General features: G+C 70.2%; 15 protein-coding genes and 1 pseudogene. 8 read left to right on the plus strand and 8 right to left on the minus strand.

Going from position 1 to position 19398, the window contains the following annotated elements; translation table 11 throughout:
* The first annotated feature begins 88 nt into the window (after positions 1-88).
* Positions 89-856 (plus strand): alpha/beta hydrolase, encoded by a 768-nt coding sequence (locus AB0I12_RS36915; RefSeq protein ID WP_359939223.1) that lies wholly within the window; start codon positions 89-91, stop codon positions 854-856.
* Here AB0I12_RS36915 and AB0I12_RS36920 read toward each other — a convergent pair.
* The 8 genes from AB0I12_RS36920 to AB0I12_RS36955 form a co-directional block, all read right to left on the minus strand.
* A complete protein-coding gene (locus AB0I12_RS36920) occupies positions 838-1632 on the minus strand; it encodes a hypothetical protein (protein WP_359939226.1) in 795 nt (264 codons plus the stop codon). The genes AB0I12_RS36915 and AB0I12_RS36920 overlap by 19 nt on opposite strands.
* An 83-nt stretch (positions 1633-1715) precedes the next feature.
* The gene (locus AB0I12_RS36925) at positions 1716-2411 is read right to left on the minus strand and encodes a YdcF family protein (protein ID WP_359939229.1); all 696 of its coding nucleotides are present in this window, start codon (positions 2409-2411) and stop codon (positions 1716-1718) included.
* A complete protein-coding gene (locus tag AB0I12_RS36930) occupies positions 2404-3177 on the minus strand; it encodes a maleylpyruvate isomerase family mycothiol-dependent enzyme (RefSeq protein ID WP_359939232.1) in 774 nt (257 codons plus the stop codon). Before AB0I12_RS36930 ends, AB0I12_RS36925 begins: the two co-directional genes overlap by 8 nt.
* Before the next feature lie 60 nt (positions 3178-3237).
* Positions 3238-4371 carry a DNA polymerase III subunit beta gene (gene dnaN / locus AB0I12_RS36935; protein WP_359939235.1) on the minus strand — a complete coding sequence of 378 codons (1134 nt, stop codon included), beginning with the start codon at positions 4369-4371 and terminating at the stop codon, positions 3238-3240.
* A gap of 100 nt (positions 4372-4471) precedes the next feature.
* Positions 4472-5314, minus strand: coding sequence for a S1 family peptidase (locus AB0I12_RS36940; RefSeq protein WP_359939238.1), 843 nt, complete (start codon positions 5312-5314; stop codon positions 4472-4474).
* Between the two features lie 106 nt (positions 5315-5420).
* Entirely contained in the window at positions 5421-6032 is a 612-nt protein-coding gene (locus AB0I12_RS36945; RefSeq protein WP_359939241.1) for an AAA family ATPase, read from the minus strand.
* Between the two features lie 107 nt (positions 6033-6139).
* Positions 6140-6628: a DUF1269 domain-containing protein gene (locus tag AB0I12_RS36950; RefSeq protein ID WP_355689566.1), complete on the minus strand. Its 489-nt coding sequence runs from the start codon at positions 6626-6628 to the stop codon at positions 6140-6142.
* 130 nt (positions 6629-6758) lie between these two features.
* Positions 6759-8366, minus strand: coding sequence for an ABC-F family ATP-binding cassette domain-containing protein (locus AB0I12_RS36955; protein WP_359939244.1), 1608 nt, complete (start codon positions 8364-8366; stop codon positions 6759-6761).
* 240 nt (positions 8367-8606) lie between these two features.
* Here AB0I12_RS36955 and AB0I12_RS36960 point away from each other — a divergent pair.
* The 7 genes and pseudogenes from AB0I12_RS36960 to AB0I12_RS36990 all read left to right on the plus strand — a co-directional run.
* Positions 8607-8756: pseudogene (locus AB0I12_RS36960) on the plus strand (hypothetical protein); the annotation flags it as partial.
* 28 nt (positions 8757-8784) lie between these two features.
* The gene (locus tag AB0I12_RS36965; protein WP_359939345.1) at positions 8785-10923 is read left to right on the plus strand and encodes a molybdopterin-dependent oxidoreductase; all 2139 of its coding nucleotides are present in this window, start codon (positions 8785-8787) and stop codon (positions 10921-10923) included.
* Between the two features lie 222 nt (positions 10924-11145).
* Positions 11146-13542 (plus strand): LuxR C-terminal-related transcriptional regulator, encoded by a 2397-nt coding sequence (locus AB0I12_RS36970; RefSeq protein WP_359939247.1) that lies wholly within the window; start codon positions 11146-11148, stop codon positions 13540-13542.
* Between the two features lie 87 nt (positions 13543-13629).
* Positions 13630-15084, plus strand: a complete 1455-nt coding sequence (locus AB0I12_RS36975; protein ID WP_359939250.1) for a cytochrome ubiquinol oxidase subunit I — start codon at positions 13630-13632, stop codon at positions 15082-15084.
* Positions 15081-16121, plus strand: a complete 1041-nt coding sequence (locus AB0I12_RS36980) for a cytochrome d ubiquinol oxidase subunit II (protein WP_359939253.1) — start codon at positions 15081-15083, stop codon at positions 16119-16121. The genes AB0I12_RS36975 and AB0I12_RS36980 overlap by 4 nt, the downstream gene beginning before the upstream one ends.
* A 78-nt stretch (positions 16122-16199) precedes the next feature.
* A complete protein-coding gene (locus AB0I12_RS36985) occupies positions 16200-18056 on the plus strand; it encodes a glycoside hydrolase family 15 protein (protein WP_359939256.1) in 1857 nt (618 codons plus the stop codon).
* Positions 18053-19390 (plus strand): NAD(P)/FAD-dependent oxidoreductase, encoded by a 1338-nt coding sequence (locus AB0I12_RS36990; protein ID WP_359939259.1) that lies wholly within the window; start codon positions 18053-18055, stop codon positions 19388-19390. Before AB0I12_RS36985 ends, AB0I12_RS36990 begins: the two co-directional genes overlap by 4 nt.
* Positions 19391-19398 lie beyond the last annotated feature (8 nt).

The raw sequence follows: 19398 nt of genomic DNA on the forward strand, positions 1-19398 counted from the left end.
CCTATTGTGATGTGGGTCACACGATGTCTCGGGTGGACCGCGCCGTTCGACGGTAGGGCAGAGAGATTTTTCGGGCGAAGGAGCAGTGATGGAGAAGGTTGTCTCGAAGGACGGCACCGAGATCGCGTACGACGTGACCGGCAGCGGACCCGCACTCGTGCTGGTCGCCGGCGCGTTCACCGACCGGTCGAGGTACGTCCAGGACGCCGAGGCGCTGGCGTCGGCGTTCAGCGTGGTGAACTACGACAGGCGAGGTCGCGGTGATTCCGGCGACACGCTGCCTTACGCGGTCGAGCGCGAGTGGGAGGACCTCGCGGCGGTGCGCGACGCGACCGGCGTGCGGTTCGCCTGCGCGTACTCGTCGGGGTCGATGGTGCTGCTGCAGTCCCGGGTGCCGTTCGAGAAGCTGGCGGTTGTCGAGCCGCCGTTCCGGGTGGAGGGCGCACCGCCGGCGCCGGAGCGGTACCTCGAGCGGTTGCAGGAGTTCGTCGCGGCCGGGAATCCCGGTGGCGCGGCGGAGCTGTTCATGGTCGAGGCCGTCGGCCAGCCGAAGGAGATGGTCGACCAGATCCGGCAGACGCCGATGTGGGCCGGCCTGGAGGCGATCGCGCACACCCTGGTGTACGACGCGCTGCAGATGGGCGACAGCGCGGTGCCGACCGCACTGCTGTCGTCCATCGACATCCCGGCGCTGGCGCTCTACAGCAACGCGAGTCCCGACTGGCTGAAGGACTCGGTCCGGCAGACCGCGGACGCGTTGCCGCACGGCACGGCCGAGGGCCACGACGGCACGTTCCACACCATCGCCTCGGAGAACCTGGCGCGCGTGCTGGCAGGTTACTTCCGCGCTGCGTGAACCGGGCGGCGACCGGGGAGGCCTCGTTCCAGGAGACGTTTGAGACGCGGGGCCAGCGGCCGCTCGACGCCGTAGTGCAGGGCGGCCGCGACGCCGGTCATCAGCGCCATCGTGGCGGCGACCAGGAGGACGTGGTTCACCTGGTCGCCGAGCTGCTCGAAGATGATGAAGCCGATGTGCGCGTGCACCAGGTACAGCGGGTAGGTGAGCGCGCCGAGCACCGCGAACCACGGCCGGCCCAGCCGGTGTGTGAGCTGCAGCGCGACCGCCAGCATGACGGCGAAGATCGCCACGATGATCCCGACCACGGCCAGGCGGTGGATCTCGGTGTGGTACCGGAGACCGACGCGGTCGGCGAAGCCGATACCGCGGTAGATCGCGTTGCCGAGCGACACCGCGACGAGGGCGAGTGTCTGTGGCGACGCGCCGTAGCGGTGGATCAGGCACAGCGCCATACCGGCGATGAAGTAGTGCGAGAACTGGGTGTTCAGTACCAGGTCGGTTGCGTGCGGCAACAGCCCGGCCTGGAACGCGACGGTGTTGAACATCGTCAGGTTCGCCAGGTACTGCGGGAGTGAGACCGGGAACCGCCCATGGCTGAAGGCGATCGAGACGAATGCGGTGAGCGTGACGGCGATCCAGTACGCCGGATACAGACGCACCACCCGGGAGATGACGAACGAGCGCGGCGCGTGGTCCCAGGCGCTGCGCAGGACGACCGCGGCGAGGATCCGCAACAGGTCGATTTCGGGGAGCCGGCCCCGTGAGGGTTCCACAGCCTTCCTTCCGTCGGGTCCCCTCACTACACCGCACGCGGGTGCCTCGATCGTCAGCCCTCAGCACGATCTGGACCTGCGACCTACGGATGACGGTCGGATGCGGGGTATGCGGCGACGAGACGGTTGTAAGCGGCAAGTACTTCGTCCGGAATGTCGACGTGGTCGATGAAGTTGCGGCCGCGGGGCCCGTAGACGTCCGGCGACAGCCGGTGGATCTCGCCGAGCAGGAGGGAGCGGAAGCGCTCGCGGCTCCAGATCTCGGGTGCGCCCGGCGCCGCGCCGACGTGATCCGGGCCGATCCACGGGATGACCGGCGCGTGGCTGATCATCGTGCTGCCGGGCAGGTCGGCGAAGGATCGCTCGAAGCAGGCGTGCGTACGACGCTGCATGGTCGGGTCCTGGATCAGCAGCAGCGTTTGCGGGTGGCTGATCAGCGCGCGGGTGAACGCCGCGTTCTCGCCGCAGTTGGTGGATCGGTCCTCGACGACGATCTGATCGTCCGGGACGCCGTACCTCAGCAGGAGTTCGCGGAAGACGTGCGACTCGGGCCGGCCGGTGGCCAGGTCGAGCCCGCGCCGCCGGACGGCTTCGTCGAGGAACTGTGTCGAATGCCCGATCCCACCGCTGACGAGAATCGGCGCGGAGTGCGCGCGGTGCGCGTCGGCCGCGACCTCCACCGACTCCACGACGGCCGAGCCCATCAGCACGACCCGATCGACCGGCCGATCGATCGGGTCCCGGCGCGCGAGCCAGCGCGCGATGACGCCCTCATCCAAAGCTGACTCGCTCCCGGTAGTACTCGAGGAGATCCTTGTCGCCGACCACCTCGAGATTGTCGTCGCGACGCTTGTACAGGTGTAGCAGGAGGTCGGTGAGCGGGCCGCGGACGGTGACGGCGGCCGCCTCGGCGCTGTGCCGCCAGCGGATCGCGTCGCCGGTCAGGTCGACGACCCACGACTGCTCCGGGGCGGCGAACTTCAGCGTCCGGCCCGGCGCGAGCAGCTCACGCATCCACGGGTGCACCTCGAAGTGGAACGGGAGCGCGCCCAGCTCCATCCACTCGTCGATCCCATCGGTCGCGACGTCGGGATCCAGCTCGTACGTCGCCCCGAGCGCCAGCGCGGCGTCGGCGCGATGCATGACGGTCTCAGGCGCCATCCGACGCGCGGTGAACCGGGTCGTCGGCTCATCGACCGGCATCCGGATCGGTACGTCGGGGCCGGCCGTGCGCAGGGCCTCGGCCAGCTCATTGGCTCCGTCGACGATCCACCCGGCCAGCTCATCGACGGCTTCGTCGGTGCAGTCGGACGGGTCGGCGTACCAGTGCGTCGGGTCGCGGAACGCGTCGTCGGGCGGCGCCTCGCCGGTCCGGGCGACGACGGTCGCCTCCCGGTGCGCGCCGCCGACGTGGCGCACCAGCTGCCCGACGTTCCACCCGGGGCACGACGGGACCGCAGCGCTCAGGTCCTTGCCCGTGCCCAGGTGGCCGGCCAGCAACTCCGCCTGCTCGACGATCAGCTCGCAGTGCCGCTCGAACTCCATCTGCTACTCCTCCGCTCGGTCCTTTGCCGGGTGGTCGGAGCCGGAAGCGGCGGTTTGACGTCAGGTCGGGAGCCGCATCGGCATCAGGATGTAGGCGGCGTCGGACGGCGGTGTGTCCTCGGGGGAGCTGAGGCCGGTCAGGTTGGCCGGCTTGGTGGGCTGGGTGAAGGCGAAGTGCGCGATCGGTGCGCCCAGGGACGCCAGCCCGTCGAGCAGGTAGCCGGCGTTGAACCCCGTCACCACCGGATCGCCGTTGAGGGTGACCTCGACGGACTCCGACGCCTGTGCCTCCTCGCCGTTGCCCGCGTCGAGCGTCGCCGTGCCGTCCGCGAAGGTCAGCCGGACCGGCGCCGAGCGCTCGGCGACCAGCGCGACCCGTTTGACGGCCTCGACGAGCGCGGCGGTCTGGACCGTCACGGTGCTGGTGATCGCGCTCTCGGCCGGGATCAGGCCGCGCACCTTCGGGAACTCGCCGTCGATCAGCCGACTGGTCGCATGCCGCCCGCCGCCCTCGAACCCGATCAACCCGTCCCCGGCGCCGGTCGAACCGAGCGAGAGGGTGATGTCGTGCCCGGACATCGCCTTGGCGACGTCGGCGAGCAGCTTCGCGGGAACCAGGGCGTTCGTCTCCAGGGCCGGATCGACCGGTTCCCACGGGACGGTCCGGACGGCCAGCCGGTAGCGGTCGGTCGCCAGCAGCGAGATGGTCGATCCGCGGATCTCCAGCCGGATCCCGGTGAAGACCGGCAGCGTGTCGTCGCGGCCGGCCGCGCTCACCACCTGCGCGACGGCGCGCGCGAAGACCTCCGCGTCGACGACGCCGCTCGCCGCCGGGACCTCCGGGAGCGGCGGATACTCGTCGAGCGGCAAGGTGTGCAGCACGAACCGGGCCGCCCCGCTGCTCACCTGGACCCGGGCCGCTTCGCCGCTCAGATCCACCGAGTCCCGCGGCATGCTCTTGCAGATGTCCGACAGCAACCGCCCAGACACCAGCACCCGTCCCTCGTCGGCCACCTCGGCCGGCACGCTGACCTGCGCCGAGCTCTCGTAGTCGAACCCGGACACCGTCACCTGACCGTCGGCTGCCTCGACCAGCATCCCGGCCAGGATCGGCACGCTCGGCCTGCTCGGCAGCCCGCGCGCAACCCATCCGACAGCCTCGGCCAGCACCTCGCGCCCGACTCGAATCTTCATCCCAGCTCCTCCCCATCGAGAGGAACGACTCAATCAGGCGGCACCGACAGTTTTCGGGACGGACCGGCGGACCGGCCGGTCCGTCCTCAGGAAACGACGATCAGTAGATCGTCACGCCGTACGCGTTCGCGGCTTCGCGGACGGGCTGGAAGAACGTCGTCCCTCCGGTCCGGCAGTCGCCGCTGCCACCGGACGTGATGCCCAGTGCCTTCGTGCCGTCGTACAGCGGGCCGCCGGAGTCGCCCGGCTCGGCGCAGACGGTGGTCTGGATCATGCCGTCGACCTTGCCGCCGCCCTGGTAGCGGACGCTGACGTTCAGTGCGGTGACCCTGCCGCTGTGGATGCCGGTTGTCGAGCCCTTGCGGGTGACGGTCTCACCGACAACCGCGTCGCCGACCGTGAAGCCACCCGTGTGGCTCAGTGACGTGTTGGTGTACTGCACCAGGGCGTAGTCGTTGCCGGGGAAGCTGTAGCCGATGGTCGGGCCGATCAGGGTGCTGTGGTTGGAGTTGGTGAACCACTCCTTCGCGACCTTGCCGCAGTGCCCGGCGGTCAGGAAGTAGTAGCTGCCGCCCTTCTGCACGTTGAAGCCGAGCGAGCAGCGGTACTGCCCGCCGTAGATCGCATCACCGGCCGAGAGCAACGGCTTGAACACCCCGTTGGTGCGATTGACCTGCACACCGTCGTGCTGCAGCGCCGCAAGCCCCTTGGCAGAGACTGTGCTGTCGGCTGTCACCACGACCTTGCCGGCGGCCGCGTCGGTGTACCAGGCGACGCCGCCGACGCCGGACCGTTCGACCGCGGCCTGCGCCGCGGCCAGCCGCGCGGCCGGTGACGGAGCCTTGGCTTGCGCCGGTACGGCGTACAGGGATGCTGCGACCGCGCTGACGGCGGCCAGGAGCTGGACGGTACGGCGCACGCGTGACGTACGTTCGATCCTCACTGTTCCTCCTGCGACATCGCGGGACCGTATGGGCGGGGTCCCTGGAATGTCGTCGGCGCCTGTCAGGGGTGAGCACCGCCGACAGTGCACATGTTCCCGCCTGAAGTCAGTTGCAACCAGACCGTAGGCGCAGATCACCGAACGTAATCTGCTCCACCTGCTCGGCCTCCCGTCTGGTCAGAACGACCGCGGACAGTGCACCAGGTACGACGCGGGCCGGGTCGCTCGCCGCCTTCCGGACCACGTCCGGCCAGCGTCGGCAATGCGTCTCCATGCTGGCCGACCGTACGACGCGGCCACGGGCCCACTGCCCCGAGCGGGCCACGTCGCCCGGTACGTCGAGCAGGATCAGGTGCAGCGGCAGGCCGGCCTGGCGGGCGCGCCATCCGATCAGGGTCCGCGCCCACGGCCTGGTGGCGCAGTCGTGGATCACCAGCGGGCCGCGTCCGGGGCGCATAGCCGTCAAGAGCGTCACGTAATACACGAGATGCACCAGGGGGCGCCACAGGGCGTAGGGGAGGACTCCCAGGACGGGCGTCCACCGGTCGCGGATGTGCGCGGAGTCGTACACGCGCACGTCGTCGTTGCCGGCGAACACCCGGCGCAGGAGTGTGCTCTTCCCTGCGCCGGGTATTCCGGCCAGCAGTACGACCGCGTCGACCGCATACCGCAGCTCTCGTCCTCGCAGCACTCCTTCGACAAGTCCCGTATGCACCATGCACGTCCTTCCTGCACTCGCCAGGTACAGGTAGGACGAACAGGATCCGCCGACGGCCCCGAAAGAACGCTGAGAAGTGGTTAGGAACTCCCTGAGAGATCGTGGGGTCAGTGCGTTCCGAAGGTCTCCAGCAGGATCTGGCGCTCGCCCTCGGTGAGGTTGGTGTCGACCAGCTTGATCCCCATGCCGTGGAACCTCTCGCCCAGCCGATCGAGGTCACCTTGGTCGGTGACGACGAACAGGGCCGAGGTTCCTTCCGTCACTTCGCTGTGGATCTTGTGCAGTTGTTCCTTCGTGATGCCGACGTCCTCTGTCGCTTTGCTGATCGCACCGATCGCCGCTCCGACGGCGCCGCCGATCAGCGGGACGAAGAACAGTGCGCCGAGCAGCAGGCCCCAGAACGCGCCCCACCCGGTCCCTCGCCAGGTCTCCTCGTGGCTCTGGTGCGTCGTCGGCTTCGACTGGCCCTTCGGCCAACTGACCACCGCGTGGTCGAGGATCTTCACCAACCCGTCCGCACTGGCCCCCTTCAGTATCCGGACGGCTTTGTCGGCGCCGTCCGGGTCATCGAACTTCCACACCGTGAACGTGGTCATGCCACCGCTCTCCCCTCGAAGGTCCGGCGCAACCCACATGCCCCAGGGGGCTACGCCCTGTGTCGAGCGTAGCCCCCGTCGGACCGCCCCTGAAGACCGCGCGACAACCCTCTGACCTGCGGCTTTCCGGTCAGCGCCGGAGGTCGCGCCGCTGGTGCATCCGGCCGTCGCCGTCGAGCTCCACGACCGTGTCGACGCCGATCCGTTCCAGAAACGCGAAATCGTGGCTGACGACGAGCAGGGCACCGCGATACGCGTCGAGAGCCTCCGCGAGTTGCTCCACGCTTGTGAGGTCCAAGTTGTTGGTGGGCTCGTCCAGTACGAGCAACTGCGCCGGCGGCTCCGCGAGCAGCAGTCTGGCGAGCGAGACCCGAAACCGCTCCCCACCCGACAACGTGCGCACCGGACGGTCCGGGCTGTCGCCGCGGAGCAGCAGACGCGCGAGCTGGTTGCGAATCGTGCCGACTGGCGTCTGCGGGGCGAGGGCCTGCACGTTCGCCAGTGCGCTCGCGTCGTCGTCGAGGCCGTCGAGGCGCTGCGGGAGGTAGCCGACCAGATCAGTCAGGAGCTTCCCGTGTGGTCGTCCGGGCGTCGCAGCCGTCCCGTTGACCAGCTGACTGATCAGCGTCGACTTCCCGCTGCCGTTCGCGCCGACCAGCGCGACCCGCTCGGGGCCCTGGATCACGACAGTGCGGTCGTCGTCGTACAGCTCGGCGATGCGCCGCCCGCGCGGCACGTCGGGATCGGGGAGCACGAGGTTGATGTGCTCCTCCTGGCGTACCCGGGCGTCCGCGGCGTCGACCGCTGCCTGGGCCGACTGCACCTTGTCGTCCAGCGTCGAACGCATCGCACCGGCCGACGCCTGCGCCTTGCTCGCGCGGTTGCCCGCCAGGATCTTCGGTATGCCGCCGTGCTGCTGTGTCTTCTTCGCGGTGCGTTCGCGGCGGGCCAGTTTGGTCTCTGCCTCGACGCGTTGCCGCTTCTCCACCTTGAGCGCCTGCTGAGCAGACCGTGCGGCTTGGAGCGCGGCCGCCTGTTCTTGCTCCTGGTGCTCCTTCCACGCGCTGTACGGACCGCCGTACGTGCTCAGCATGCCGTCGTACAGCTCGGTGGTGTTCTCCATGTGCTCCAGGAGCTCGAGGTCGTGGCTGACGACAACGAGCGTCCCGGGCCACTTGTCGACGAACTCGGCGAGTTTGGCGCGCGTCGGCCGGTCCAGGTTGTTGGTCGGCTCGTCGAGCAACGTGATCGGCGTACGGCGGACACGCAGCCCGGTGATCGCGATCAGCATCGCCTCGCCGCCGGAGACCTCGGCGACGCGGCGGTCGAGGTCGGCGGCGGAGAACCCGAGCTGGTCGAGCGCCTCGCCGGCGCGGGCCTCGATGTCCCAGTCGTCGCCGATCGTGTCGAAGTGGCGCTCGTCGGCGTCACCGGCCTCGATGGCGCGGATCGCGGCGACGATCGCGTCGACCCCGAGGAGCTCGGCGATCGTGGCGTCCTGGCGCAGCGTCAGCGTCTGCGGCAGGTACCCGACCTCGCCGCTCACGTCGATCTGCCCGGACGCCGGTCGGAGCAGGCCGGCGATCAACCGCAGCAGGGTCGACTTGCCGGCGCCGTTGCGCCCGATCAGACCGGTCCGGCCGGCGTTGATGGTGCCGCTGACGCCGGACAGCGCGACAACGCCGTCCGGCCACTCGAAGGTCAGCTCGCGCAGGGTGATTGCGGACTTGGAAGACATAGGTGTGCTTTCGTGGATCGAGGTCACGCGCGTCGGAACGCCCGGACCCAGGGAACAGGTCGGCGCGAAGCGGACAGGCCGGACGTGGCTCAGGCGGACCGCGGGACAGCACGGGTCGGACGCAACTGAAAGCCACCGGCGGTCCGGTGGCTAGATTCTGTCGACCTCGATCTCCACGACACCGAGCCTAACAGGTGCCACCATCGGTTCTAGCGGGGCGAATCAGGGGAGGTGGCGGCCATGGGCGGTGCTGTACGCCGGGTTCCGACCTACTGCCCGTTGTGCGTGTCCAAGTGCGGCGCGACCGCGGTGATCGAGGACGGCGAGTTCGTTGCCCTGGAACCCGATCCGTCGCACCCGACCGGGCAGGCCGTCTGTATCAAGGGCAAGGCGGCGCCTGCCGTGCTGAGCCATCCCGCTGTACCCGGTCCGACGTACCGCACCGAAGGGCGCCGCGGACCCTGGCTGGCAGCGGATCAGCTGGGACGAGGCGCTGGACACGATCGCCGCGAGGCTGACCGCCGCTGCGCACGAGTACGGCCCGGAATCGGTCGTGTTCGCGAGCGCGTCCCCGTCGACGTCGGCGATGTCCGACTCGATCGACTGGGTGGACAGGCTGCGGCGCGCCGTCGGCAGCCCGAACTTCGCGGTCTACATGGAACTCTGCGCGTGGGGCCGGATGGGTGCGCCGCAGTTCACGTTCGGCGCGCCGGTTCCCGCGGCGTACATGCCCGATCTCGACAACGCCGGCTGCATCCTGTTCTGGGGCTACAACCCGTCGGTGGCGCGGTTGGCGCACGCCACGGCGACGACCGCCGCGCTGCGCCGCGGAGCCAAGCTCGTCGTCGTGGACCCGCGGCGCGCGGGACTGGCGAGCAAGGCGGATCACTGGCTGCGGGTCCGGCCCGGGACCGACTCCGCTCTGGCCTTGGCGATGACGCACGTGATGATCACGCACGGCTGGTACGACGAGGACTTCGTACGACGCTGGACGAACGCGCCACTGCTTGTCCGCGGCGACACCGGGGAGTTGCTCCGCGCGGACGGCGATCCGGCGGGGTACGTCGCGTGGGCGGGTCGCCCGGTCCGGTACGACCCCTCAGCAGGCCAGTACGAGGTCGACGAGTCGCAGCTGGACCTCTCCGGAACACATGTCGTGCCGACGGCCGCCGGGCAGGTCGTGTGCCGCCCTGTGTTCGCCGTACTCGCCGAGGAGTGCGCCCGCATGACGCCGGAAGCGGAGGACCTGACAGGAGTGCCGGCGGAAGAGATCGAGGCGTGTGCGCGGACCCTGTGGGAATCCCGCCCGGTCGCCTTCTACACATGGAGCGGACTCGAGCAGCACAGCAACGTCACGCAGACGGTCCGTGCGATCGACGTGCTCTACACACTGACCGGCTGCCTCGACGCTCCAGGTGGCAACGTGCTGTTCTCGGCGGTCCCATCGAACCCAGTGGCGCCGAGGGCCGCGCCGGCAGAGCAGGTGCACACTCTCGGGTTCGCTGAACGCCCGCTCGGCCCGGCGCGGCTCGGCTTCGTCACCGGGTCGGCCCTGTACGAGGCCGCGCTCGGCGGTCGCGTCCGGGCGCTGCTGACGTTCGGTGCGAACCTGGTGATGGCCCACGGCGACACCGCGCGCGGCCGGAAGGCACTCGCCGCCGTCGATTTCGTGGCGCACGCGGACCTGTTCCTGAACCCGACCGCCGAACTCGCCGACATCGTCCTGCCGGTGGCCGCCGCGTTCGAGGCCGAGGCGCTGAGGATCGGCTTCGAAACGAGCCAGGACGCGCAGTCGCTCGTCCAGCTGCGCACCCCGCTGGCGGCTCCGCGCGGGGAAGCCCGCTCCGACCTGCAGATCGTCTTCGCGCTGGCCGAGCGCCTCGGCGTCGGGGACCAATTCTTCGGCGGGGACATCGAGGCCGCATTCCGCCACCAGCTCGAGCCGGCCGGTATCACGCTGGAGCAGTTGCGGGACAACCCGGCGGGCGTTCGCGTCCCGCTCACCACGGCGTACCGAAAGTACCGCGACACCGGCTTCCGCACGCCGACCCGCAAGATCGAGTTGTACTCCGAGACGCTCGGGGCCGCGGGTGCTCCGCCGCTCCCGGCGTACTCCGAGCCGGCCACCAGCCCGCGATCCCGCCCCGACCTGGCCGCGGAGTTCCCGCTCGTCCTCACGTGTGCGAAGTCGCTGTGGTTCTGCGAGTCGCAGCACCGCGGCATCGCCGCCCTCCGCAAGTCCACGCCGGACCCGCAGGTCGAGCTGCACCCTGACACGGCCGCTGCGCGTGGGATTGCAGCCGGCGATTGGGTTCGCATCTCCACTCCGGCCGGCAGCGTCCGGGCCCGCGCCAAGTTCAACGCCGGCCTCGACCCGTCGGTGGTCTGCGGCCAGCACGGCTGGTGGCAGGGCTGCGCCGACCTCGATCTCTCTGGCTACCCGGTCGAGGGCCCCGGCAGCGCCAACCTCAACCTCGTGCTGCCCCAGCAACCTGGCGACCCGATCAGTGACAGTGCGCCACTCCGCTCGTCCCTCTGCGACATAACGCCGCTGTGAGGCCCCGCGAACAGCCTGTGCTCCGCGATCGCGGTTTCACCCAGTGCGGGCGATGCCGCGGGGTCAGCGGCGAATCCACAGTCGAACGAAGACCGCTCACATCGTCCGGGCCCTGCCGGACGTGTGCAGCAGGCTGCGGGGAGGGGTCGGGGGGATATGAGGGCAGATTTGCGCACGGAGCGCATCGGACAACACACTGCGGGTACGTACGGTCTCAGACGCGTGACCGACTCGGCCGTCCCGCCCGACCGGATCCGTCCACCGGGGCCGCCGCCGTTCCGGGTCGTCCAGCGGCCGCGGTTGCTCGACCTCATCTCGCGGGGCGTCCGCGAGGCCCCGCTCACGCTGGTGAGCGCAGGTGCCGGTTCCGGCAAGACGGTGCTCACCGCAGCCTGGGCGAGGCACCACCGACGGACGCCGGTCGCCTGGCTCTCACTGTCCGATCGTGACGACACGTTCATCCCGGATGTGTGCAGTGCGCTCGCGGGCGCGGGTGTTCTGGACGCCGACGACCCGCACCTGACCGACGTCGAGGCGCTGTCCGCGCACTTGCTGCTGCTGGACGAACCGGTGGTCCTCGTCCTCGATGCCGCCGACCGCGTACGGCGCCAGGTGGTCTTCGAGCAGTTGGGCAGGCTGCTGGACGCGGCCGGGGAGCGGCTCCGGGTGTTGATGACGACGCGGGCGGATCCGCCGCTGCCGCTGCACCGGCTCAGACTCGAAGGGACCGTCTCGGAGATCCGCTCCGACGACCTCGCCTTCACCGCCGCGGAAGTCGGGGCACTGCTCGGCGTCCACGACATCGAGGCGCCCGAGGCGGTCCAGGAGGTGTTCGAACGGACCGAGGGCTGGGCCGCCGGCGTGCGGCTGGCAGGGCTCGCGCTGTGGGCCGGCGATCACAAGACCTTGCCGACGGGGTTCGCGGCCGACTACCTGGCTGCCGAGGTGTTCGCCGATCTCGACCGGGACGATCGAGACTTCCTGCTCAGGATCAGCCTGGTGGACGAACTTCCGGCAGAGCTTGCTGCCGCGCTCGCGGATCGCCCGGACGCGGATACCGTGCTGCGGCGGATGGCGATCGGCAACACCTTCGTCCAACCCGTGCACGGCCACTACCGGATCCACGGGCTGGTCCGGGAGTTCCTCCGCGCCGAGCTGGCCCGCACCCTGCCCGGCGCGATCGACGACCTCCGGCGGCGGGCCGCGGACTGGTACGGCGCGAACGGCCGACTGGTGCAGGCCGTCAGCCATGCCGCCGAGACGGGCGACTGGGAGCGCGCCGCCGGTTTCGTGGTCAACGGGCTGGGCGTCGGAGACCTGCTGCTGCGGACCGGAGTCGGCACGGAGCTGGCCCGTGGCCTGTCGGACATGCCGGCCGTGGATTCCGTCGACGTACAGCTCGTTCGCGCCGCGATCGCCGTCGCCAACGACGACGTCACCGCGGCCAGGCAGCACCTCGCGGAATGCGCGGTGGACCACCCCGTCAGCGGTGACTGGTCGGCGTCGGCCGCTGCCGTGACCACCTTGCTGTACGACAAGTCGGGCAGTGTCGACCAGACATTGCTCGCCGCCCGAGCGCAACGGGAGGAACTGGCCGCGCACGGCAACGCAGTACTGAACGCATTGGTACTGGGCGCGGAGGGCAAGGCGCATCTGCGGGGCGGCGACCTCGATGTCGCGTGTGCGGTGCTCACCGACGCGGTCCGGACGGCCGCAACGGGTGACTGCGCGGATCTCCGGTTGCTCTGCCTTGCCACGCTGGCGCTCGCCGAAGCCTGCCGCGGCCACCTGTCCCGCGCCCAAGGGCTCGCGGACACCGCCGAGCGCCTCGCCGCGGAGTCCGTCGCCGCGGCCGAGCGTCCCGCCGCAACACATCTGGCCCACGCCTGGGTGGCGCTGGAGCGTCAGGACCTCGCCGGAGCGCAGCAGTCCCTCGACCGCGCTCGCAGGCTCCGTGAGACGCACAGCGACCACCTCTTCAGCTCGATGTTCTCGCTGCTGAGCGTGCGGCTGATGCGGGACCGGGGCGACCGGATCGGCGCCCGCGGCGCGCTGGCGGACCCGGAACCGCCGGACAGCTGGCTGCGCAGGTCCATCGATGCCGAGGCGGCAGGCGTCGGTCCGGACCGGGCCGGGCGGCACGACACGACCGGGCGCGGGACGATCACCGCGTCGCAGCAGATGCAGAAGCTCCTGGACCAGGCGCTGGCCGAATGGCTCGACGGGAACGTCCGCGACGGCCGGTCCGACATCGCCAAGGCGCTGTCGCTCGGTCGCGCCGAGCGGCTTCGCCGTCCGTTCGCGCACACGTCCGCCCGGATCCGGGCGATCATCCGCAACGACGCCGCGCTGCGCTCACTGGCCGGCTGGCTCGGCCCGGACGAGCTGACCACCGGGGACCCGTCGGACGGCCCGGCGCCGATCGTGGAGGAACTGTCGGAGCGGGAGCTCGAGGTCCTGCGGCTGCTGGCGGCGCTGCGCACCACCACCGAGATCGCCGCCGAACTGTTCATCTCGGTCAACACGGTGAAGTCGCACATCCGCAACATCCTGCGGAAGCTGTCGGTGTCGAGCCGCAACGAGTCGGTCCGCCGGGCGTGGGACCTGAACCTGATCTGACCAATCACTCCGGGCGAGTGATGCCGGTCGCCGTTCGGACCGGCCAGAGTCGAGGCCGGACAAGTCCGGCGGGCAGGGGGAGGCTCGATGATCGTGGGGGAGACCGTGATCGGTCTGGCCGTCGCGGCCGCCGTGGACCCGGTCCCGTGGGCGCGGTCGCAGATGGCGTTCACGCTCGCCTTCCACATCGTCCTGGTGCCGCTCGGGGTGTCCTGGGCGTTCATGGCCCTGATCGCCAACTACCGGGCGGTACGGCACGACGACCACGACGCGTTGCTGCTCGCGCAGCGGTGGTCGAAGTACATGGCCGTGACGTTCGCCGTCGGTGCGGTGACGGGGACCGTGCTGAGCTTCGAGTTCGGCCTGCTCTGGCCGCGGTTCATGGGCACCTGGGGCGACGCGTTCGGGGTCCCGTTCGCGTTCGAGGGCCTGTTCTTCTTCACCGAGGCGATCTTCGTCGCGATCTACATCTTCGGCTGGCGCCGGCTGAAACCCTGGACGCACTTCTGGACCGGCGTACCGATCCCGGTCGCCGGCGTCTTCGGCTCGATCTCGGTGGTCGCGGCGAACGCGTGGATGAACGCCCCGGGCGGATTCACGATGAACGCGAACGGCGAGATCACCGACGTCGATCCGGTCAAGGTGATCTTCAACGACGCGATGCCGTTGCAGGCCACGCACATGGTGATCGCGGCGTACCTGGTCGGCGGGTTCCTGGTCGCGTCGGTGTACGCCGCCGGGATGCTGCGCGGCCGGGACGACCGGTACCACCGGCTCGCGTTCACGATCGCGTTCACGGTCGCCGCGGTGGCGACGCCGATCCAGATGGGGGTCGGCGATGCGCTGGCCCGGTGGGTGTTCACCAACCAGCCGGTGAAGTTCGCCGCGATCGAGCTGGTGCCGACGACGAGTTCCGACGTACCGGAGCGGTTGCTCGGCAAGCTGAATCCGGACGGCAAGGTCACCGGCGGGATCCCGATCCCGGGGCTGGCGTCCTGGCTGTCGGATCCGAGCACCGGTCGATCGACCGTCGTCGAGGGGCTGAACAGCGTGCCGGCCGACGAACGCCCGACCGTCGACGAGACGAACATCGTCCACCTCGCGTGGGACGTCATGGTCGGGATCGGTACCGCGCTGTTCCTGCTGTCGGTCTGGTACGGCGTGATCTGGCTCTTCCGCCGCCGGATGCCCCGGAGCAAGTGGTTTCTCCGCGCCGCGGCCTGCTCCGGTGTCCTCGCCGTGATCACGATGGAGGCCGGCTGGATCGTCACCGAGGTCGGCCGGCAGCCGTGGATCGTCTACCAGCGGATGAAGGTCGAGGCGGCCGCGACCGCGAACACCGGCGTCTGGCTCACCTTCATCGGCGTCTTCGTGCTGTACGCCGCCCTCGGCGTCACGCTGATCCTGGTGCTGCGCGGGATGAGCCGGCGCTTCCGCCGCGCGGGCGGCTTCGTCGAGGGGGACACGCCGTACGGACCGACGGAGGCGGCCGCGGCCGACGAGGTCGAGACGGCCGAGCAGGTCGAGGAGCGGACGCCGTGAGTACGACGATCGCGGTGGTGCTGCTCCTCGCCCTGGCGACGTACGCCGTGTTCGGCGGGGCGGACTTCGGCGCCGGGTTCTGGGACCTCGTCGCGGGCGGACCGGACCGCGGCGCGGAGCCGCGCGCGGTGATCGAGCGCTCGATCGGTCCGGTGTGGGAGGCGAACCACGTCTGGCTGATCTTCATCTTCGTCATCACCTGGACCGCGTTCCCGGCGGCGTACCAGTCGATCATGCTGACGATGTTCGTCCCGCTGACCGTGGCCGCGCTCGGGATCGTGTTGCGGGGCGCGAGTTTCGCCTTCCGCAAAGGGGTCGTGACGCTGCGGTTCCGGCGGGTCTTCGGCGGGGCATTCGCGTTGTCGTCGGTGCTCGTTCCGTTCTGCATGGGTGCGATCGCGGGTGGCATCGCGTCGGGGCAGGTGCCGTCGGGCGGCAAGGCCGGCGACCCTGTGGACAGCTGGCTGAACCCGACGTCCTTGCTGACCGGCGTGCTCGCGGTCGTCGTGGCGGCGTACCTTGCCGCGGTCTATCTGGTCTGGGACGCTCGCCACTTCCGCCAGTTCGCGATGGCCGAGTACTTCCGGCGCCGCGCCGTGGTGAGCGCCGTCGTCGCCGCGGTGGTCGCGGTGGCCGCCCTGTTCGTCCTGAACGCCAAGGCGTCGCACGTCTTCGACGGCATGACGTCGAGAGCGCTGCCCGCCGCGATCCTCAGTGTGCTGTGCGGACTCGGCGCGCTGGTGCTGCTGATGCGGTACGCCGCCCGCGGTGCGCGGGTCCTCGCCGTCCTCGCCGTGGCCGGGATCATCGTCACCTGGGGCATCGCCCAGTGGCCGTACCTGTTGCCGGAGAGCTTGACCGTCGCGGCGGCGGCCGCACCCGACGACACGCTGGTCGCGTTGCTCGTGGCGGTCGGGCTGGCGGTGCTGATCGTCGTGCCCGGCTTCGTCCTGCTCTACGTGCTCGACCAGCGAGCGCTGCTGCCCGACGAGAGTGTCGAGGACGTCGGCGACCGTCCAATCACCTCTGGCGGGTGATTCCTTGTCCTGCACGGCCCCAGATCGTGGAGGCAGTCCCGTGACGTCGCGTGTCACGACTGTGAAGGAGCTCCCGCCATGACTTCGTCGCCGTTCCCGCCGATCGCCGATTACGCGTTTCTGTCGAACTGCCACACCGGTGCCCTGGTCGCTCCGGACGGATCGGTCGACTGGCTCTGTCTGCCGTCGTTCGACGCACCGAGCGTGTTCGGCAACCTGCTGGACCGCGGGGCCGGGTCCTTCCGGTTCGGTCCGTACGGGATCAATCAGCCGACCGCCCGGACCTACGTGCCGGGCACGAACGTGATGACGACCACGTGGCACACCCCGTCCGGCTGGCTGCTCGTCCACGACGCCTTGACGATGGGCCCGTCACACGGCCCGGACACGGTGACCCCGCACACCCGTCCGCCGGCCGACGACGACGCCGAGCACGTCCTGATCAGAACCGTCGAGTGCCTCGAGGGATCGGTCGAGATCGAGCTCGTCTGCGAACCGGCCTTCGACTACGGGCGCGTCCCGGCCGAGTGGGCGATGGTCGGCGACGACGCGCACACCGCGGACGCGTCCGGCGCCGGCCGGACGTTCCGGCTGAGCACCGACATGCTGATCGGGATCGAGGGGGGCTCCGCCCGGGCCCGGCACGTCATCTCCAAGGGGGAGAAGGCGTACTGCGCGCTGTCCTGGGCCGACGGACTGGCGTCACCGGCCGACCTCGCCGACGCGGAGGCCCGCATCGCCGCGACGGTCCGGTTCTGGCGCAACTGGCTGGCCCGGGCCCGGATCCCCGACCACCGGTACCGGCATCCGCTGGAGCGGTCGGCACTGACCATCAAGGGCCTGACCTACATGCCGACCGGAGCCACGATCGCCGCACTGACCACCTCGTTGCCGGAGACGCCGGGCGGCGAACGCAACTGGGACTACCGCTACACGTGGATCCGCGACACGACGTTCACCTTGCAGGCGCTGCACTACCTGAACCTGGACTGGGAGGCCAACGAGTTCATGCAGTTCGTGGCCGACCTGGAGCCCAACTCGGACGGCGCGCTGCAGATCATGTACGGCATCGACGGCCGCCGCGACCTGGCCGAGTCGACCCGCGACGACCTTACCGGCTACGAGGGCGCCAGCCCGGTGCGGATCGGCAACGGCGCGTTCGACCAACGGCAGAACGACGTGTTCGGTGCGGTGCTGGACTCGGTGCTGCTGCACACCGTCCGGAGCAAGCGACTGCCGCGCCGGCTCTGGCCCCTGGTCGAGTCGCAGGCCCAGTGCGCGATGTCGTCGTGGCGCGATCCCGACCAGGGCATCTGGGAGGCCCGCGGAGCGCCGCAGCACTACGTCTCCTCGAAGCTGATGGGCTGGGTGGCCCTGGATCGTGCGTCCCGGCTGGCCCGGATCCGCAACGACGAGGACCTCGCCGAGCTGTGGGCGAAGACGGCCGAGGAGATCCGCGACGACATCCTCGAGCACGGGGTGAGCGACCGCGGCGTCCTGCGTCAGCACTACGACACCGACGCGCTGGATGCCTCGACCCTGCTGGCTCCGCTGTTCGGCTTCCTGCCGGGGAGCGACGAGCGGATGCGGGCGACCGTCGAGGCGATCGACAACGAGCTGACCCAGAACGGCTTCGTGCTGCGCTACCGGACCGACGAGACCGACGACGGCATGTCCGGCAAGGAAGGCACGTTCCTGATCTGCTCGTTCTGGCTGGTGTCCGCGCTCGCGATGATCGGTGAGATCGAGCGCGCCCGCAGCCAGTTCGAGCGGCTGCTGCGGATCGAGTCGAAGCTCGGGCTGTACGCCGAGGAGTTCGAGGTGGACCGGGCCCGGCACCTGGGCAACTTCCCGCAGGCGTTCTCCCACCTGGCGCTGATCGGAGCGGCCGGCCGGATCATCCTCGCAGACTTCCGGGAGGAGTTGTCGCTGTGAACGAGCAGGGACAGGAGAGCCCGCACGTCGTCGTACTCGGGGGCGGGCTCGGCGGAGTCGCGTGTGCGCACCGCCTCGGGGACGAGGGGGTCCGGGTCACGCTGGTCGACCGCAACGACTATCACCAGTTCCAGCCCTTGCTCTACCAGGTCGCGACGGCGCAACTGCCGGCCGAGGACATCGCGCGGCCGCACCGGGCGATCTTCCGCGAGCATCCGACGGTCGAGGTGCGCACCGCCGACGTCGCGCAGATCGATGCCGACAACCTCACGCTGAGGTTGACCGACGGCGACCGGATCACCGGATCGCACCTGGTGATCGCGGCCGGCGCGCGACCGGAGTACTTCGGGGTTCCGGGCGCGGCCGAGCACGCGTTCGCCCTGTACTCGGTCGCCGACGCGGAGCGGTTGCGGATCCACGTGCAGTCCCTGGTCCAGGCCGGCGCCGAGCCGAACGCCGACGGGGGCGAGCTCGACATCGTGGTCGTCGGCGGCGGCCCGACAGGCGTCGAGATCACCGGGGCGCTCACCGAGCTGATGGCCGCGCTGGTGGCCACCGAACGGATCCCGCGGCCGGGCAAGGTCACCGTGGTCGACCGCGGTGACACGTTGCTCGGTGCGTTCTCCGAGAAGTCGCACACCTATGCGCACGAGCGGCTCACCAAGGAAGGGGCCGAGCCGAGACTCGGCACCGGGGTGTCCGCGGTGCACGCCGACCGCGTCGAGTTCGACGACGGGACGTCGATCCGCACCCGGACGGTCATCTGGGGCGGCGGCGAGTCGGCCGCCTCGGTGGTGGCGAACGCGCCCGGGCTGCCGACCGGCCGCGGCGGCCGCATCGACGTACTGCCGGACCTCACGGTCGACGGCCACCCGCACGTCTACGCGGTCGGCGACGTCGCGAACATCCCGGGCAAGGACGGCACGATCCTGCCGCAGCTGGGGTCGGTCGCGCAGCAGTCCGGTGCATGGGCCGCCGGCAACATCCTGCGGGAACTGCACGGAGACAAGGCCAAACCGTTCCACTACAAGGACAAAGGCATCATGGCGATGATCGGCCGGAACGCGGCCGTCGCCGAGGTCGGCCGGCATCGGCACCAGGTCGAGGGCCCGGTCGCCTTCGCGGCGTGGCTCGGCGTCCACGCGATGCTGGTCAGCGGTGCGCACAGCAGGACCGACGCGTTCCTGTCCTGGGCCTGGGACTACTTCGACCGTGACCACGCCGCGACCGTCGAGTGGTCCACCACGCCGGAGCGGATCGCCTGGGGTGACGACGCCGCCGACGTTCCGCACATCGACCTGGACCGAGGCGACCCGACCGCCCGCGACGCCTGAGGAGAACA

Origin of the sequence: Kribbella sp. NPDC050459 (assembly GCF_040655315.1) — a bacterium.
GTDB lineage: Bacteria > Actinomycetota > Actinomycetes > Propionibacteriales > Kribbellaceae > Kribbella.

Coding starts and splice junctions, on each gene's coding strand:
- AB0I12_RS36915 (WP_359939223.1), top strand. CDS start 89: ATGGAGAAGGTTGTCTCGAAGGACGGCACCGAGATCGCGTACGACGTG.
- AB0I12_RS36930 (WP_359939232.1), bottom strand. CDS start 3,177: ATGGAGTTCGAGCGGCACTGCGAGCTGATCGTCGAGCAGGCGGAGTTG.
- dnaN (WP_359939235.1), bottom strand. CDS start 4,371: ATGAAGATTCGAGTCGGGCGCGAGGTGCTGGCCGAGGCTGTCGGATGG.
- AB0I12_RS36945 (WP_359939241.1), bottom strand. CDS start 6,032: ATGGTGCATACGGGACTTGTCGAAGGAGTGCTGCGAGGACGAGAGCTG.
- AB0I12_RS36950 (WP_355689566.1), bottom strand. CDS start 6,628: ATGACCACGTTCACGGTGTGGAAGTTCGATGACCCGGACGGCGCCGAC.
- AB0I12_RS36955 (WP_359939244.1), bottom strand. CDS start 8,366: ATGTCTTCCAAGTCCGCAATCACCCTGCGCGAGCTGACCTTCGAGTGG.
- AB0I12_RS36975 (WP_359939250.1), top strand. CDS start 13,630: ATGATCGTGGGGGAGACCGTGATCGGTCTGGCCGTCGCGGCCGCCGTG.
- AB0I12_RS36985 (WP_359939256.1), top strand. CDS start 16,200: ATGACTTCGTCGCCGTTCCCGCCGATCGCCGATTACGCGTTTCTGTCG.